The 14,897-nt window shown below is 66.7% G+C and carries 16 protein-coding genes; 7 read left to right on the top strand and 9 right to left on the bottom strand.

Translation table 11 applies throughout. The features are described 5' to 3' along the window. Positions 1-6: 6 nt before the first annotated feature. Both D0T21_RS22865 and D0T21_RS22860 read left to right on the top strand, forming a co-directional pair. A complete protein-coding gene (locus tag D0T21_RS22865) occupies positions 7-306 on the top strand; it encodes an antibiotic biosynthesis monooxygenase (protein WP_116993450.1) in 300 nt (99 codons plus the stop codon). Between the two features lie 39 nt (positions 307-345). Further along, the gene (locus D0T21_RS22860; protein WP_116993451.1) at positions 346-648 is read left to right on the top strand and encodes a hypothetical protein; all 303 of its coding nucleotides are present in this window, start codon (positions 346-348) and stop codon (positions 646-648) included. An 8-nt stretch (positions 649-656) separates the two neighbouring features. Here D0T21_RS22860 and D0T21_RS22855 read toward each other — a convergent pair whose 3' ends face one another. The 3 genes from D0T21_RS22855 to D0T21_RS22845 are packed head-to-tail and all read right to left on the bottom strand — an operon-like array spanning position 657 to position 5,024. Continuing rightward, complete coding sequence (locus D0T21_RS22855; protein ID WP_116993452.1) at positions 657-2,942, bottom strand: bifunctional diguanylate cyclase/phosphodiesterase; 2,286 nt, start codon at positions 2,940-2,942, stop codon at positions 657-659. Between the two features lies 1 nt (position 2,943). Then, positions 2,944-4,137, bottom strand: a complete 1,194-nt coding sequence (gene pncB / locus D0T21_RS22850; protein ID WP_116993453.1) for a nicotinate phosphoribosyltransferase — start codon at positions 4,135-4,137, stop codon at positions 2,944-2,946. Further along, complete coding sequence (locus D0T21_RS22845; protein WP_116993454.1) at positions 4,134-5,024, bottom strand: cysteine hydrolase; 891 nt, start codon at positions 5,022-5,024, stop codon at positions 4,134-4,136. The genes pncB and D0T21_RS22845 overlap by 4 nt, the downstream gene beginning before the upstream one ends. 125 nt (positions 5,025-5,149) lie before the next feature. Between D0T21_RS22845 and D0T21_RS22840 the strand changes: the two genes are divergently transcribed. Then, entirely contained in the window at positions 5,150-5,680 is a 531-nt protein-coding gene (locus tag D0T21_RS22840) for a DUF3455 domain-containing protein (protein ID WP_116993455.1), read from the top strand. Positions 5,681-5,754: 74 nt separating this feature from the next. Here the strand turns inward: D0T21_RS22840 and D0T21_RS22835 are convergent, their stop codons facing one another. Next, a complete protein-coding gene (locus tag D0T21_RS22835) occupies positions 5,755-6,366 on the bottom strand; it encodes an FMN-dependent NADH-azoreductase (protein ID WP_116993456.1) in 612 nt (203 codons plus the stop codon). 141 nt (positions 6,367-6,507) lie between these two features. Here D0T21_RS22835 and D0T21_RS22830 point away from each other — a divergent pair, with 141 nt between their 5' ends. Then, positions 6,508-7,611, top strand: a complete 1,104-nt coding sequence (locus D0T21_RS22830; protein ID WP_116993457.1) for a LysR family transcriptional regulator — start codon at positions 6,508-6,510, stop codon at positions 7,609-7,611. Here the strand turns inward: D0T21_RS22830 and D0T21_RS22825 are convergent. The 4 genes from D0T21_RS22825 to D0T21_RS22810 form a co-directional block, all read right to left on the bottom strand. Beyond that, complete coding sequence (locus D0T21_RS22825; RefSeq protein WP_116993458.1) at positions 7,589-7,897, bottom strand: chaperone modulator CbpM; 309 nt, start codon at positions 7,895-7,897, stop codon at positions 7,589-7,591. The two genes, D0T21_RS22830 and D0T21_RS22825, sit on opposite strands and share 23 nt — an antisense overlap. A gap of 3 nt (positions 7,898-7,900) precedes the next feature. Beyond that, complete coding sequence (locus D0T21_RS22820; RefSeq protein ID WP_116993602.1) at positions 7,901-8,839, bottom strand: DnaJ C-terminal domain-containing protein; 939 nt, start codon at positions 8,837-8,839, stop codon at positions 7,901-7,903. 67 nt (positions 8,840-8,906) lie between these two features. After that, positions 8,907-9,242, bottom strand: a complete 336-nt coding sequence (locus tag D0T21_RS22815) for a beta/gamma crystallin family protein (protein WP_116993459.1) — start codon at positions 9,240-9,242, stop codon at positions 8,907-8,909. A gap of 49 nt (positions 9,243-9,291) precedes the next feature. Then, on the bottom strand, positions 9,292-9,972 hold the full coding sequence (locus D0T21_RS22810; RefSeq protein WP_116993460.1) for a beta/gamma crystallin-related protein: 681 nt from the start codon (positions 9,970-9,972) through the stop codon (positions 9,292-9,294). A 179-nt stretch (positions 9,973-10,151) separates the two neighbouring features. Between D0T21_RS22810 and D0T21_RS22805 the strand changes: the two genes are divergently transcribed. The 3 genes from D0T21_RS22805 (at position 10,152) to D0T21_RS22795 (ending at position 14,546) form a co-directional block, all read left to right on the top strand. After that, positions 10,152-11,570 (top strand): MATE family efflux transporter, encoded by a 1,419-nt coding sequence (locus tag D0T21_RS22805; RefSeq protein WP_116993461.1) that lies wholly within the window; start codon positions 10,152-10,154, stop codon positions 11,568-11,570. A 131-nt stretch (positions 11,571-11,701) separates the two neighbouring features. Then, on the top strand, positions 11,702-13,918 hold the full coding sequence (locus D0T21_RS22800) for a S9 family peptidase (RefSeq protein WP_116993462.1): 2,217 nt from the start codon (positions 11,702-11,704) through the stop codon (positions 13,916-13,918). Between the two features lie 133 nt (positions 13,919-14,051). After that, positions 14,052-14,546: a type VI secretion system tube protein Hcp gene (locus D0T21_RS22795; RefSeq protein WP_116993463.1), complete on the top strand. Its 495-nt coding sequence runs from the start codon at positions 14,052-14,054 to the stop codon at positions 14,544-14,546. Positions 14,547-14,604: 58 nt separating this feature from the next. Here the strand turns inward: D0T21_RS22795 and D0T21_RS22790 are convergent, their stop codons facing one another. After that, entirely contained in the window at positions 14,605-14,796 is a 192-nt protein-coding gene (locus tag D0T21_RS22790; protein ID WP_008446105.1) for a CsbD family protein, read from the bottom strand. Between the last annotated feature and the right edge of the window lie 101 nt (positions 14,797-14,897).

The following is a 14,897-nucleotide window of genomic DNA, read 5'->3' as shown; positions in this document are numbered from 1 at the left end:
TGCCCTATGATCTATGAAATCGCCGAGTTGTACATCAAACCCGAATCCCACACCGCCTTCCAGGCCGCGGTCGCCGAGGCTGTGCCGGTGTTCCGCGCCGCCACCGGCTGCCTGTCGATGCGCCTGGACCGCGACATCGAGGTGCCGGACACGTATCATCTGGTGGTGGGCTGGGAAACGCTGGACAACCATCTGGTCGATTTTCGCTCCAGCCAGGGTTTCCTGGTCTGGCGCGGGCTGGTGGGCAGCCATTTCGCCCTGCCGCCGAAAGTGGAACATTTCGAAACCGTGGTCCCCGGCTTTTAAGCCGCCCATCGCTGTCCAGTCTCAAGACGGAGGCTCATCATGACACGTACCATCCATCGCAATTTCGACCAGGTGACGGACGCCGAAAGCGCCCGCAGCGCTCTGCTGTCGAGCGGCTTCCCGCCGTCCTGCGTCAAGCTGACCAAGCACACGACGCTGCCGCCCAGCGTCTCGACCAGCATGGTCGGCAACCTGCTCGACTCGCTGACGCCGGGCGGGCCGGCCGCCGCCGCACAGGCGCGCCAGCGCAGCGGTGCCATGCTGACCATCGATATCTACGATGAGGACGAAGGCGCCAAGGCGGACGCCATCATGGGCGGCTTCGGCTCCACCGCAGCCTAGTCCGCCAGTCAGGTGGCCAGCAGGCCGGCCGCTTCGGCCTGCTGGCGCCGCATCCATTCGCCGGCGTCGGCCACGGTCAGCGCGCGCGCGTAGAAGAAACCCTGCAAGGCGTGGCAGCCGGCGTCGCGCGCGGCCACCGCTTGCTCCAGCGTTTCGATGCCTTCGGCCACCACTTGCAGCTCGAGCGCGGCGGCCAGCTGGCAGATCGCCTTGACCACCGCCACCGCGTCCGGCGCCGGCAGCGGGTCGATCAGGCCGCGGTCGATTTTCACCGTGCTCAGCGGCAGCTGGCGCAGCATGCTCAGCGACGAGAAACCGGTGCCGAAATCGTCCATCGCGACGTCGATGCCCAGGGTGCTCAGGTGTTGCAACTGCAGCCGGGTGTCGTCGAGGTTGTCGACCGCGGCGCTTTCGGTGATCTCCAAGGTCAGGCAGCGCGGCGGGATGGCGGTGTCGATCAGCGTCTGCTCGACGATCTGCAGGAAGCCGCGGTTGAGCAGCTGCATCGGCGAGACGTTGACCGCCACCGGCACACAGTCGCCCAGCTCGGCGCACCAGGCGGCGATCTGGCGGCAAGCCTGCCCCAGCAGCATGGCGCCCAGTTCCGGGATCAGCCCGGTGCGCTCGGCGATGGCGATGAATTCCACCGGACTGACCCAGCCGATGCCCGGCCGCACCCAGCGCGCCAGCGCTTCAAAGCCCAGCAGCTTGCCGGTGACGGCGTCGATCTTGGGCTGGTAGTCCAGGTAGATCTCGTGGTTCTTGATGCCTTTGCGCAGCGCCTGTTCGTTGTCCAGGGTCTGGCTCGACATCTGCTCGAAGCGTTGCTCGGCCATGGCCAACGCTGTGCCCGGCGTGCGCTTGGCCTGGTACATGGCGGCGTTGGCGGCGCGCAGCAGCGCCTCAGCGTTGCCAGCGTTGTCGGGGAACACCGCCATGCCCATCGAGGCGTCGATGAAGTATTCGCCGCCCGGCACCGTGAGCGCCTGCACGCAGGCATTGGTCAGGCGCTCGCCGATGTCGCGCGCATTGCCTTCGTCGGGATCGACGATGGCGAATTCGTCGCCGCCCAGCCGTATCAGTTCGGCGCGCGCGCCGAGCGCGTCCTTGAGCTTGGCGGCGAAGGCCTTGAGCACGTGGTCCCCCGTCACATGGCCCTGGCTCTGGTTGAACAGTTTGAAGCGGTCGATATTCAGCACCACCAGCGTGCAGTGCAAGGAGCCGTCGGCCAGGTAGCAATATTCCCGCAGGCGCTGCATCAGCACGGCGCGGTTGGGCAGGCCGGTGAGCTTGTCGTGCGTGGCCTGGTGCACCAGCGCGCGGGCGCTGGCGTTGCGCTCGGTGTCGTCGGTGATCAGGATCTGGGTGGCGCCGACGCCGTCCCATTCGACCCGCCACGCTTCGAAGCGCAGCTCCAGCTCGCGCCCGCCGGCCACTTCGCGCCGGCCTTCCCAGCTGGCGATGTCGAGCGCGCCGTCCTGCAGCAGGCGGTGCTGGCGCTGCAATTGCTCGTCGCTGAAGCTCTCCGGCGGCAGGTCGGCAAACACCGTGTAGTTGCCCTGCCCCAGCGGCATGCCGTAGATGCCGCGCACCGCCGGATTGGCGTACAGGATGCGCTGGCCGTCGGTGACCACCACGCCCTGCACCGAGTGCTCGGTCAGCAGCTGGAAGCGGGCCGCCAGCTTGCCGGCGTCGCGCAGCGCGCCGTCCAGCGCACTCAGCACGAAGACGGTGCCGATCGCCGCGCGCAACACGGTGCCGATGACGATGTTGGCGGCGATGCCCTGCTCGCCGTACAGCACCAGCAGCAGCTGGTTCAGGCCCAGCAGGATCAGCAAGGGGCCGACCAGGCGCTCCAGCGCGTGGGTGGACCACAGCCAGCGCGTGGCCAGCGCGCCCAGTCCGCACAGCACCAGCATATTGCACAGCGGCCAGTAGAACAGCTTGCCGGCGACGTCCGGCGCCACCAGCGCGGCGGCGGCGGCCACGCCGATGGCGATGGCGGCGCCGCGCGCCAGATGGCGCCCGGCCAGCTGCATCACGCCGGAGCCGAGGAACAGCAGGTTGGGAATGGCGCCGACCAGCACCAGCGGCACGCCCAGGCTGTCGAACGGCGCCGGCGCCGTGGTGTGGATCAGGTAGGCGACCGGGATCAGCGCGGCGAACAGCGTCGAGCAGCCCATGTGGTGGGCGAAGGCCTGATTGCGGTGGCGTCGCCATACCAGCAGCAGCGCCGCGCCGATGACGGCGTACATGGCGGCGTTGAGCAGGTACAGGTAGCGCATGCTGTCCATGTCAGGCCGCCGGGTGGTTGAACACTTGCCGCAGATAGGCCAGGAAGGTCTCGTCCTTGCACAGCGTCTTGCCCGGCGAGTCGGACAGCTTGGCCACCGACTGACCGTTGCAGCACACCAGCTTCATGACGATGTTCAGCGGCGTCAGGCCGACGTCGTTGGTCAGGTGGGTGCCGATGCCGAAGCCGGTCATGATGCGGTCGGCGAAGTGGCGGTACAGCGCGAACGCGGTGTCGAGCTTCAGGCCGTCCGAAAACACCAGCCGCTTGGTCTTGGCGTCGACCCGCAGCGCGGCGTAGTGGGCCAGCGCCTTTTCGCCCCACACCACCGGGTCGCCGGAGTCGTGGCGCAGGCCGTCGAACAGCTTGGCGAAGTACAGGTCGAAGTCGTCGAGGAAGGCGTCCATGCCGACCACGTCGGTCAGGGCGACGCCGAGGTCGCCCCGGTATTCCTGCACCCACGCTTCCAGCGAGGCTTTCTGGAAGTCGCGCAGGCGCACGCCGAAGGCCTGGAACGATTGCATGTATTCGTGCGCCATGGTGCCGATCGGCACCAGGCCGAACTGCATCGCCTGGTAGACGTTGGAGGTGCCCTTGAAGTATTGCGGCACTTCGCGCGCCAACCGCTGCACCACTTCGTCGTGCCAGGCGGCCGAGTAGCGGCGGCGGGTGCCGAAGTCGGAGAATTCAAAGGGATGGCGTTTGGCCGGCTCGGCGCCGAAGGCCTGCAGCGCGGCGATCTTGGCGCTCAGGCGCGCGCGTCCCTCCGCCAGCGCGGCGGCGCCGTCGAAGCGGCGGAAGTACAGCTCGTTGACGATGTACAGCACATAGATCTCGAAGCCCATCACGTGCACCTGCGGGCCGCTGGCGTGGATCACCAGCGTGGCGCCGTCGGCGCGCACCTCGATGAACTTGCGCTGGAAGCGGAACACGGTGAGGAAGTCGACGAAATCGCTCTTGATGTAGCGCAGCGAGCGCAGGTAGTTCAGCTCGTCGTCGCGAAAGCTCATCGAGCACAAGTGGTCGAGTTCGCGTTCGATGTCGGGCAGCAGCTCGGTCAGCGGATAGGCGGTGGCGTTGCGGCAGACGAACTCGTACTCGGTGTGCGAGTTCGGATGGCCGTGCAACAGCGCCTGCCACATGGTGAACTTGTATAAATCGGTCTCCAGCAGGCTGCGGACGATGGGTTGGTTCATGCGGGGTCCGCTCCCAGTGGGCGGCCGGCGTTGGCCAGAAGTTCGGGCAGCACGTCGGCCGCCTGCCGCAGCTGCACGCCGCGCGCCTGCATCGCTTGCAGGAAGGCCTGGTATTGCGGCTCGAAGCCGGTCACGGGGCTGATGCAGTCGGTCAGCAGCACCAGCTTGGACAGGGGCTGGCCGCCGAAGTGCTCGACGATGTGCTCGACCGTGGCCTTGACGCAATGGCTGCCGGCCTCGCCGGCGATGTAGACCTGGTCGGCCTCAGCCAGCGAGGCGATGAACTTGGTGTTGAGCTGGGTGTCCGGGTCGTCGGCGTCCGGCACCTCGGCCATCACGGCGGAATAGTGTTCGGTCCACGGGTTCGAGCCCTTGGCCAGCTTGGCGACGATGCCCAGCGAGGCTTCCTCCCAGGCGCCGTAGGCGGCGCGCACATGGTCGTGGACGTTGTGGCCCCAGGTGCCGATCTCGCAGTGCACCGGCCACACCATCAGCCGGTAGCGGCCCGCCGCCTCCAGTTTATCGAGGTAGTTCAGCGCCAGCGGCAAGGCGCCGGCATGGCGCGGCAGGAAGCGTTCGGCGCGCACGTCGGCCGCGCTGATCTGCGTGAACGGCGCCACCGGCGCGCCGTCGCGGGCGATCCAGAAGGTCGGGTGGGCGATGTCGAAGCGGTGGTGCGAATCGAGCGTGATGCTGATGGCGGTCAGGCCGGCGCGGCCGCGGTTGATCAGGCCGGCCAGGCGCAGCATGTCCTGGTGGGCGCCGAGCACCGGCAACGCCGGCGCATGTGGCGCGCGAGTAGCCGGGTCGAGCGGCAGGTGGCTGTCCGGCAGATCGCAAAAATCGTTTTGCGGATCGATGATCAGCAGATGCAGGTTGCGTTTCATATGAGCTCCGATGCTTGCTTAACTGTATATGATTTTGCCCGATAGCGCGGGCCGACGGTGAGGATTATCGGCCAAGCCGCACGAATTTGCGTAAAATGCCTTTTCAATAACATGGAGGAAACCATATGCACACTCGCCTGCTCTCCGCCGCCGCGCTGGCGGCCACGCTGTCCGCTTGCGCCAGCGCCGGCTTCCCGCCGGTGACGGTGCCGGACGCGCTGCAAGCGCCCGCCGGCCACAAGCTGTCGCTGGCGGCCAACGCCACAGGCGTGCAGATCTATGTCTGCAGCGCCGCCAAGGCCGGTCCGGCCCAGGCGGAATGGGTGTTCAAGGCGCCCGAGGCGGCGCTGTTCGACGCCGCCGGCGCCAGCCTCGGCAAGCACTACGCCGGCCCGACCTGGGAGGGCCTCGATGGCAGCAAGGTGGTCGGCGAAGTCAAGGCCAAACAGGACGATCCGGCCGGCCAGGCGATCCCGTGGCTGCTGCTGACGGCCAAGTCGGCCAGCGGCGACGGCACGTTCGGCCGCGTCAGCTACGTGCAGAGGCTGGCGACCGAAGCGGGCAAGGCGCCGGCCGGCGGCTGCACCACGGCCGAACTGGGCAAGGAAGCGCGGGTGCCGTACAAGGCGCTGTACCGCTTCTACGTGCCCGGCTGAACGGCCGCGCCCGACGCAAAAAAACTCCCTGCCGGCAGCCGCCGGCAGGGAGTTTTTCATTGCGGGGACTGCGCTTAGGCGGCGATCGCTTCGATCTTCGAGCGGCCCTTGGCGACGGCGGCGGCCACCGCTTCTTCGCCCATGGCCACGCCTTCGGCGACCACGAAGGTGACGTCGGTCATGCCCAGGAAGCCCAGCACCGAGCGCAGGTAGGTGGTGACGTGGTCGTAGGCGGCGGCAGGGCCTTCGCTGTAGACGCCGCCGCTGGCGACGAACACGATGACTTTCTTGCCGTGGACCAGGCCTTCAGGGCCGTTGGCGCCGTACTTGAAGGTGCGGCCGGCGCGCGCCACGTGGTCGATCCAGGCCTTCAGGCCGGAGGTCACGGAGAAGTTGTACATCGGCGCGCCGATGACGATGGTGTCGGCGGCCAGCAGTTCGTCGACCAGCGTGTCCGAGGTCTTGATGGTGTGGGCCTGGTCGGCGTTGCGCTGCTCGGCCGGGGTGAAGTAGGCGCCCATCATCTGTTCGGTCAGGTGCGGCACCGGGCTGGAAGCCAGGTCGCGGGTGACGACGGTGCCGGACGGGTTGGCCGCCTGCCATTTTGCGACGAACTCGCCGCCGAGCTGGCGCGACAGGGAGCCGCTTTGACGAACACTGCTGTTGATGTGGAGTACGGTTGCCATGATGCTGTTTCCTTTCGGGTGGGGAGGGATTGCATTCATCATAGAACGAGTTTAATATCGATGAAACTAGGTAAATTTAAATCCTACCTATCGATATATTAGATAAATTCTTTCGATATCAATCTCTCAACAAGGTGCTGTATGCGCGATCCCGGCCTTCCCTCCCTCGACCAGCTGCGCGTGTTCATCGCCGTCATCGACCATGGCGGTTTCGCCCACGCGGCGCGCGCGCTGCACCGCACGCAGTCGGTGATCAGCTACACCATCGCCAACCTGGAGGAGCAGCTCAATATCGCGCTGCTCGACCGCAGCAAGCGCAAGCCGGTGCTGACCGAGGCCGGCAAGGCGCTGCTGGCCGACGCCCGCGCGGTGTCGCTCAAGGTGGACGGCATGCGGGCCCGCGCCAAGGCGCTGTCGGCCGGGCTGGAGGCCGAGGTGTCGGTGGTGGTCGACGTGATGTTCTCGACCTGCAAGCTGGTGCGCATCCTGCACGCCTTCCAGAAGGAATTCCCGACCGTGGCGATGCGCCTGCGCACCGAGGCGCTGGGCGCCGTCACCCAGCTGGTGCTGGAGCAGGAGTGCCACATCGGCATCAGCGGCTGGATGCCGGGCACGCCGGACACCATCGAGCGCCAGAGCTGCGGCTTCGTGACCATGGTGCCGGTGGCCGCGCCCGAGCATCCGCTGGCGCAGATCGAGGGCATCATCCCCAGCACGGTGCTGCGCGAGCACACCCAGCTGGTGCTGACCGACCGCAGCACGTTGACCAAGGGCCAGGATTTCGGCGTGCTGGCGCTGCGCGACTGGCGGCTGGGCGACCTCAGCTCCAAGCACGCGCTGCTGCGCAGCGGCATCGGCTGGGGCAATATGCCGGTCGAGTTCGTGCAGTGGGACCTGGATGCGGGACGGCTGGTGCAGCTGCACATCAGCGAGGGCAGCGCCTTCAGCTTCCCGCTGTACGTGATACGGCGCGGCGACGAGGAGCCGGGGCCGGCCACGCGCTGGCTGATGCAGCAGTTCCTCGAGCTGGAGCAGCCCGGCGCGCCGCTGCCCAACCACGACATGCGGCCGGTGCCGGTGGCCGGCGATCCGGGCGTCAGCCATATGTACCACCGCCTCAGCGATCAGTCCGAGGCTGCCAAGCCCAAGGGCGAGCCGAAAGGCAAGACGAAACCCGCGCCGCCGATCGCCGAGGTCCCGCCCGGCTTGGCGGCGCCCTCGCCTATTTCACTCCGGCGGCGCTGAGCTTGCCGCGCAGGCGGCGGATTTCTTCCGACAGATCGACCACCAGCGCGGCGACGTCGTCGTTGGCGTCGAAGTCGCGCTCGACCTGGCACAGCCGGCGCGCGCGCACCAGGTCGGCGCTGGTGAAGCGCCAGGCGACATCGTCGCCGTCGGCGCAGTCGAGCAGGATGCCGGTGCGCACCCGCTGCACCACCCAGTCCGGCTCGACGGCGCAGGCTTGCGCCAGTTCCGCCACCGTCAGCGCGGCCTCATCGACCAGCACCGGGTTCAAAATAGCCTGTCCCATCGCTCATCCTCCCGCGCGCGGGTTGAACGCCAGTTCGCGCGCCATGGTTTGATACAGTTCGCGTGCCTTGTCGCTGCTGGCCGGCGGCAGCACCACCTCCAGCAGCAGGTACAGATCGCCGGCCTCCTTGCCGGGGATGCCGCGCCCGCGCAGGCGCAGCTTGCGGCCGCTCTGCGAGGCGGCCGGCACCGTGACGGTGACCTTGCCGGACGGCGTGGCGACGTCGATCTCGCCGCCCAGCGCCAGCTCCCACGGCGCCACCGGCACCGTTTCGTAGACGTCGCGGCCGTCGATGCGGTAGCGGGCGTTGGGGCGGAACTGGATTTCCAGGTACAGGTCGCCCGGCCCGGCCGCGCCCGGCTGGCCCTGGCCCGACAGCCGCAGTTGCTGGCCGGCCGTCACGCCTTTCGGAATGTTGACGCTGAGGTTGCGCTCGCGCGTGACGATGCGGTCCTGGGCGTCGCGCTCGGCCACGGTCAGGCCGATGGTGCGGGTGGCGCCGTGGTAGCTGTCGGCCAGGTCGATGGTGATGCTGGCGTGGCTGTCCTCGCCGCGCTTGGGCGGCGCCTGGCGCCGGCGGCCGCCGCCGCCCAGGTTGGCGAACAGGTCGGCAAAGAAGTCGCTGCCCATGGGGTCGCCGCCGAAGCCGCCCGCGCCGGCGCCGCCGTTGCCGAAGCCGCGGCCCCAGTCCGGCGGCGGACGGAATTCCTGGCCGGCGCGGTATTGGTGGCCGCGTCCGAGCTCGTCGTAGGCGGCGCGCTTTTCGGCGTCGCCCAGCACGCCGTAGGCCTCGTTCAGTTCCTGGGTCTTGTGCTGGGCGTCGGCCTCCTTGCTGACGTCCGGATGGTATTTCCGGACCAGCTTGCGGTAGGCTTTCTTGATGTCATCCTCGCTGGCCGTCTTGGCCACGCCCAGGGTCTGGTAGTAATCCTTGTATTCCACGTTGCGCGCTCCCGTCATGCATGTGCCACAGTCTAGCGCCGATTGGACGCGGGCGGCGTGCGTTGCTTCACTTGTGCTCGCGTTTGTCCTTGGCGGCCGGCCTGGCTTCGACCTCCCGCACCGACGACATCATGTCGTTGAAATTCTTCAGTTCGGCGTACTCGCCCTTTTCCAGCACCAGGCAACGCCCCTTGTAGTGCTTGTTCTCGCAGACCTCCCAGGTGCCGTTGTGCACGATCACGCTGGAGGTCTTGTCGTTGAAGCCCAGCTTGTCGAGGTCGGGCTCCGAGCCGTGCAGCTGCAGGGCCGGGCCGCCGAAATGCTCACGCGTGTAGAGCGTGATGTCGCCCGCCTGCGCCGCCGCGGCGGCGCCCAGCAGGATGACGCACAGTAGTCGATTCATGGCCGGGTCTCCAGGTCGGGGCGGTGGCCTGCATGATAGCGCATGCCGCTCAGCGCACCCGGCGCAGCGAGGAAATGCGGTTGTTCATGTCGTCCAGGAACTCGTAGCGGCCCGGCTCGAGCACGATGCAGCGGCCACCGAAGTCGGCGTGCTCGCACAGTTCCCAGCGGCCTTCGTTGACGATGACGGAACCGGCCTGGTCGTTGAAGTCGTAGCGGTCCAGGGTGCGCACTTCGTTGTTGTGCAGCTCCAGCCGGGCGCCGCCGAAGCGCGACTTGGAAAACAGCACGATGGCTTCGCGGCGCTGGCCGTAGCCGCGGTCGTCGTCGCGGTCGCGGTCGCCACGGCGGCCGCCGCGATCGTCGCGATCGTCACGGCCACCGCGGTCGTCGCGGCCGCCGCCGTTGACTTCGCGCACCGAGGAGATGACGTCGTTGAAGCCGTCCAGCACCGGATACTCGCCGCGCTCGACCGTCATGCAGCGGCCCTGGAAATTGGCGTGTTCGCACAGCTGCCAGGTGCCGGAGCGCACGATCACCGACGAGGCGCGGTCGTTGAAGCCCAGCGGCTCCAGGTCGGGCGTGGTGCCGCGCAGGGTCAGCGGCGGGCCGGCGAAGTTGGAATGGGTGTACAGCGTCAGCTCGCCCGCGTGGGCGGCGCTGGCGGCCAGCAGGGGCGCGGCGGCCAGCAAAAGGGCGGCGCGGGTCAGACGGTGCAGGAATGGTTTCATGATGAAGCTCGCTCAGGTAAAAAGTTGATCAGCCAGTGCCATGCACCGACAACGCGTATGCTAGCGCTTCGGCCGACAAGACAATATGGCTAAATTGCAAGAAAGTGTAATGATACAGCGCGGCGGCCCCGGCCGGTCCGGGGTAGAATTGTCGCCCGCCCTTTTCTTGACCGCCGCGCATGCCCCACTCCTTCACCCTGCCCAATCTCCGCCGTGAAACCGCCGCCCTGTGGCGCCTGGCCTGGCCGATGCTGATCGGCCAGCTGGCCACGGTCGGCATGGGCGTGGCCGACGTGGCGATGACCGGCCACGCCAGCGCCGACGAGCTGGGCGCGGTGTCGCTGGGGGCGTCGATCTGGTCGATCATCCTGGTCACCGTCAGCGGCACCATGATGGCGATTAACAGCGTGGTGGCGCACGACGTCGGCGCCGGCGAGCTGGGGCGCATACCGCACGCGGTGCGGCAATCGTTGTGGAAGGCGCTGGGCGTGGGCGTGGCGGCCATGCTGCTGGCCAACCTGGCGACCCTGCTGTTCGACCATCTGTACCTGACCCCGTATGTGCAGCGGCAGGCCACCCTGTTCGTGCACGTGATCAGCATCGGCCTGCCGCCGTTCGCCGCCTACCGTGCGCTGTACGGCTACAGCACCAGCATCAATGAGACCAAGCCGGTGATGCTGATCGCCCTGCTCGGCCTGGCTTTCAATGTGCTGGTCAACTGGCTGCTGATCTTCGGCCACTGGGGCTTGCCCAAGCTGGGCGGGGTCGGCTGCGCGGTCGCGACCGGCTTGTGCATGTGGCTGATGCTGGCCGCCATGCTGGGCTGGATGCGCGTGGCGCCGGCCTACCGCGCCACCTATCCGTTCACCCACTGGGAGTGGCCGCACTGGCCGGAGATCCGCTCGATGCTGCGGCTGGGGCTGCCGATCGGCGTCACCTACTTCGCCGAGGTCAGCGCGTTCGGCGCCATCAGCCTGCTGATCGCGCGCTACGGCGTGGTGCAGATTTCCGCCCACCAGATCGCGCTAAACTTTTCCTCGCTGGTGTTCATGGTGCCGCTCAGCTTTGGCATCGCGCTGATCACCCGCGTCGGCCAGGCGGTGGGCGAAGGCAATCCGGCGCGGGCCCGCTTCGTGGCGTGGACCGGGGTGTGGATGTCGCTGGCCTGCGCGGTGCTGTCGGCGCTGTTCATCGTGGTGTTCCGCCAGCAGATCGCCGAGGCCTACACCTCGGACGCGGCGGTGCAGGCGCTGTGCGTGCAGCTGCTGCTGTTTGCCGCGCTGTTCCAGCTGTCGGACGCCACCCAGGTGGCGACTTCGTGCGCGATCCGCGGCTACAAGGTCACGCGCCAGCCGATGCAGATCCAGCTGCTGGCGTTCTGGGGCTTCGCGCTGCCGCTGGGCTGCTGGCTGGGGCTGGCGCCGCAGTGGCTGCCGTGGGCGCCGGCGCAGCCGATGGCGGCGGCCGGCTTCTGGATCGGGCTGGTGATCGGGCTGACGGTGGCGGCGGTGCTGTTGAGCTGGGCGCTGCAGCGTTTGTCGCTGGCGCGGGTCGCGCAGGATCAGGGCCAGGAGCGGGCGCCGGCGCGGGCCGGCTGAAGCCCTACACTGTGTTACCGACGCCGAAGGAAAAACGGTTTTCCTGCGCGGATTCAGAACATTGCCGTCTCGCCACAAACCGGCCGGTCTGGTATCGTCTTGGGTTCTGATAACCAAGAGACACTCACCCCATGCGCTTCATCCTCTGCTTCCTCGCCCTGCTGGCCGGCTCCCAAGCCTCGGCCGAAAAACTGACCCTGGACCGCCTGCATTCCGACCCGTCGCTGAGCGGCCCCGGCGTGCGCAGCCTGAAGGTGTCGCCGGACGGCGCCCGCGTGACCTTCCTGCGCGGCCGCGACGACAACCAGTTCCAGCTCGACCTGTGGGAATACAACCTGAAGGACAAGACCACGCACCGCCTGGTCGACTCCAAGATCCTGGTGCCGGAAGAGAACCTGTCGGACGCCGAGAAGGCGCGCCGCGAGCGCGAGCGCACCGCCAGCCTGAAGGGCATCCTCAGCTACAGCTGGTCGCCGGACGGCAAGCAGCTGCTGGTGCCGATCGCCGGCAACCTGTACCTGATCGACGCCAGCAAGCCGGACGCCGCGCGCATGGTGGCCTCGGGCAATGTGCTCGATCCCAAGATTTCGCCCAAGGGCCGCTACGTCTCCTTCGTGCGCGACCAGAACCTGTACGTGATCGATCTCTCCACCGGCAAGGAAAAGCAGCTGACCAGCGACGGCAAGGGCACCATCCACAACGCCGAGGCCGAGTTCGTGGCGCAGGAAGAAATGGCGCAGACCAGCGGCTACTACTGGGCGCCGGACGATTCCGCCATCGCCTACAAGCGCTACGACGAAGCGCCGGTGCCGGTGGTGCGCCGCTTTGAAATCTTCGCCGACCGCACCGACGTGGTCGAGCAGCGCTACCCGGCCGCCGGCGATCCGAACGTGCTGGTGCAGCTGAAGATCGTCTCGCCGGTCAGCGGCGAGATCCGCAACGTCGAACTGGGCGCCAACGCCGACATCTACCTGGTGCGCGCCGACTGGAGCGGCAGCGCCAAGGCCTTGCTGTTCCAGCGCCAGAGCCGCGACCAGAAGACGTTGGAGCTGGTGTCGGTGGACGCCGCCACGCTGGCGCAGAAGGTGCTGATCACCGAAACCTCGCCGACCTGGGTCAGCATCTTCGACGACCTGCGTTTCCTCGGCAACGACAAGGGCTTCATCTGGTCGTCCGAGCGCAGCGGCCGCAAGCACCTGTACCAGTACGACATGAACGGCAAGCTGCAGCACGCCATCACCAGCGGCGAATGGGGCATCGACCGCGTGCTGGCGGTGGATGAAAAAGGCGGCCGCGTGTTCGTGCAATCGAACCGCGACGCCGTGGTCGACAGCCAGACCTACGCGCTCAAACTGGACGGCAGCACCGCCAACAAGCCGCTGCGCATCACCCAGGGCGACGGCTGGCACGACTCCGCGTTCGCCCGCAACGGCGAAGTGTTCGTCGACACCTACTCCGATCCGGACACCCCGCCGCAGGTCAGCATCCGCCGTCCGGACGGCGCGATGATCAGCTGGCTGGAGCACAACGAGCTGAACGCGTCCCACCCGTACGGCAAGTACCTGGACGCCCACCTGCACACCGAGTACGGCAGCCTTAAGGCCAAGGACGGCCAGACCCTGTACTACTCGATGATCAAGCCGAGCGGCTTTGACGCATCGAAGAAATACCCGGTCTACCTGTCGACCTACGGCGGCCCGCACTCGCAGCACGTGGCTCGCCGCTGGGGCAACTTCTTCGACCAGTACATGGCGCAGCAAGGCTTCGTGGTGTGGCGCCTGGATAACCGCGGCTCGTCGCGCCGCGAGCGCGTGTTCACCGACGCCAACTACCACAACCTCGGCAAGGTCGAGGTCGAAGACCAGATCACCGGCATCGAGTGGCTGGGCAAGCAGAGCTTCGTCGACGCCAAGCGCGTGGGCGTGTTCGGCTGGAGCTACGGCGGCTTCATGACCTTGCGCCTGCTGGCGGAAGCGTCGGACAAGATCGCGATGGGCGTGTCGGTTGCGCCGGTGACCGACTGGTCGCTGTACGACACCCACTACACCGAGCAGTTCATGGGCACGCCGAAAGAGAACGCGGCCGGCTATGAATCGGGCAGCGTGTACTCGCACCTGGATGGCCTGAAATCGCCGCTGCTGCTGATGCACGGCATGGCCGATGACAACGTGCTGTTCACCAACACCACGCGCATGATCGACGCGCTGGTCAAGCGCAATGTCCACTTCGAGCTGATGACCTATCCGGGCGCCAAGCACGGCATCTCGGGACGCGGTCCGCAGCGCCACGTGTACGGCAATATCGAGGCCTTCTTCAAGAAGAATTTGATGCCGGAAACGACGAAGTAAGCAAACAACCAAGGGGCCTGCGGGCCCTTTTTTTATGGTGCGCTTGAGCGGCCACAAGTGCCGATTTGTTAGCCATTCGATAATGCCCGCTGCGGTGCATTCCGCACCGCTCCATTCATATCTTGGAGGAATTATGGCTATCGATGTCTACCTGCAAATTGACGGTATCCGCGGCGAATCGGCCGACGATAAACACAAGGATTGGATCGAATGCAAGTCGGTCAGCTGGGCGGTCAGCCAGCCCAAGTCCGCCACCGCGTCGACCGGCGGCGGCCACACCGCCGAACGCTGCGAGCATCACGACATCACCTTGATGAAGCTGGCCGACCTGGCCTCGCCGGTGCTGCTGCAAACCTGTTCGTCGGGCAAAACCATCCCCAAGGCCAAGTTTGAATTCATGCGTGCGGATGGCCAGGGCGAGCGCGTCAAGTATTTCGAGATCGAGCTGGAAAATGTGCTGGTCGGCGCCGTGTCGCCCAGCGTGGAGGAAGGCGACATCCTGAGCGAGCATGTGGCGCTGAAGTTTTCAAAAGTGAAGTGGCGCTACACGCAGCAAAAGATCGGCGGCGGCGCGGGCGGCAATACCGCCGGCGGCTGGGACTTGAGTACCAACCGCATCGCGGCTTGAAGCCCGCGCCAATAAAAACAGCCGCTACAAGCGGCTGTTTTTATTGGCGCGACAACGATTAGTTGCGGTTGCCTTTGGTGATGTCTTTCACGGCTTCCTTGGCGTCGCCCAGGCCTTTTTGCAGCTTGCCTTCAGCTTGCTTGTTCAGGCCCTTGGCTTGCTGCTCCGAACTACCGACCAGTTTGCCAGCCTCTTCCTGGATTTTACCGCCGATGTCTTTCGCCGTACCTTTGACTTGATCCTTGTTCATGGTGAACTCCTTAGTGGGTGATGAAGCTACAGGACACACAGCGCTGTGCTGAGTGCATGAGGCCCACTATAGGCAGGCACCGGCTGCCACTCTGTGCGATT

The sequence above is a fragment of the Duganella sp. BJB476 genome, assembly GCF_003416895.1.
Lineage (GTDB): Bacteria > Pseudomonadota > Gammaproteobacteria > Burkholderiales > Burkholderiaceae_D > Rugamonas.
This window is presented reverse-complemented; position numbering and strand designations above follow the sequence as displayed.

Coding starts and splice junctions, on each gene's coding strand:
- D0T21_RS22815 (WP_116993459.1), bottom strand. CDS start 9,242: ATGAATCGACTACTGTGCGTCATCCTGCTGGGCGCCGCCGCGGCGGCG.
- D0T21_RS22810 (WP_116993460.1), bottom strand. CDS start 9,972: ATGAAACCATTCCTGCACCGTCTGACCCGCGCCGCCCTTTTGCTGGCC.
- D0T21_RS22855 (WP_116993452.1), bottom strand. CDS start 2,942: ATGGACAGCATGCGCTACCTGTACCTGCTCAACGCCGCCATGTACGCC.
- pncB (WP_116993453.1), bottom strand. CDS start 4,137: ATGAACCAACCCATCGTCCGCAGCCTGCTGGAGACCGATTTATACAAG.
- D0T21_RS22865 (WP_116993450.1), top strand. CDS start 7: ATGATCTATGAAATCGCCGAGTTGTACATCAAACCCGAATCCCACACC.
- D0T21_RS22840 (WP_116993455.1), top strand. CDS start 5,150: ATGCACACTCGCCTGCTCTCCGCCGCCGCGCTGGCGGCCACGCTGTCC.
- D0T21_RS22805 (WP_116993461.1), top strand. CDS start 10,152: ATGCCCCACTCCTTCACCCTGCCCAATCTCCGCCGTGAAACCGCCGCC.
- D0T21_RS22800 (WP_116993462.1), top strand. CDS start 11,702: ATGCGCTTCATCCTCTGCTTCCTCGCCCTGCTGGCCGGCTCCCAAGCC.
- D0T21_RS22860 (WP_116993451.1), top strand. CDS start 346: ATGACACGTACCATCCATCGCAATTTCGACCAGGTGACGGACGCCGAA.
- D0T21_RS22835 (WP_116993456.1), bottom strand. CDS start 6,366: ATGGCAACCGTACTCCACATCAACAGCAGTGTTCGTCAAAGCGGCTCC.
- D0T21_RS22845 (WP_116993454.1), bottom strand. CDS start 5,024: ATGAAACGCAACCTGCATCTGCTGATCATCGATCCGCAAAACGATTTT.
- D0T21_RS22830 (WP_116993457.1), top strand. CDS start 6,508: ATGCGCGATCCCGGCCTTCCCTCCCTCGACCAGCTGCGCGTGTTCATC.
- D0T21_RS22790 (WP_008446105.1), bottom strand. CDS start 14,796: ATGAACAAGGATCAAGTCAAAGGTACGGCGAAAGACATCGGCGGTAAA.
- D0T21_RS22795 (WP_116993463.1), top strand. CDS start 14,052: ATGGCTATCGATGTCTACCTGCAAATTGACGGTATCCGCGGCGAATCG.
- D0T21_RS22825 (WP_116993458.1), bottom strand. CDS start 7,897: ATGGGACAGGCTATTTTGAACCCGGTGCTGGTCGATGAGGCCGCGCTG.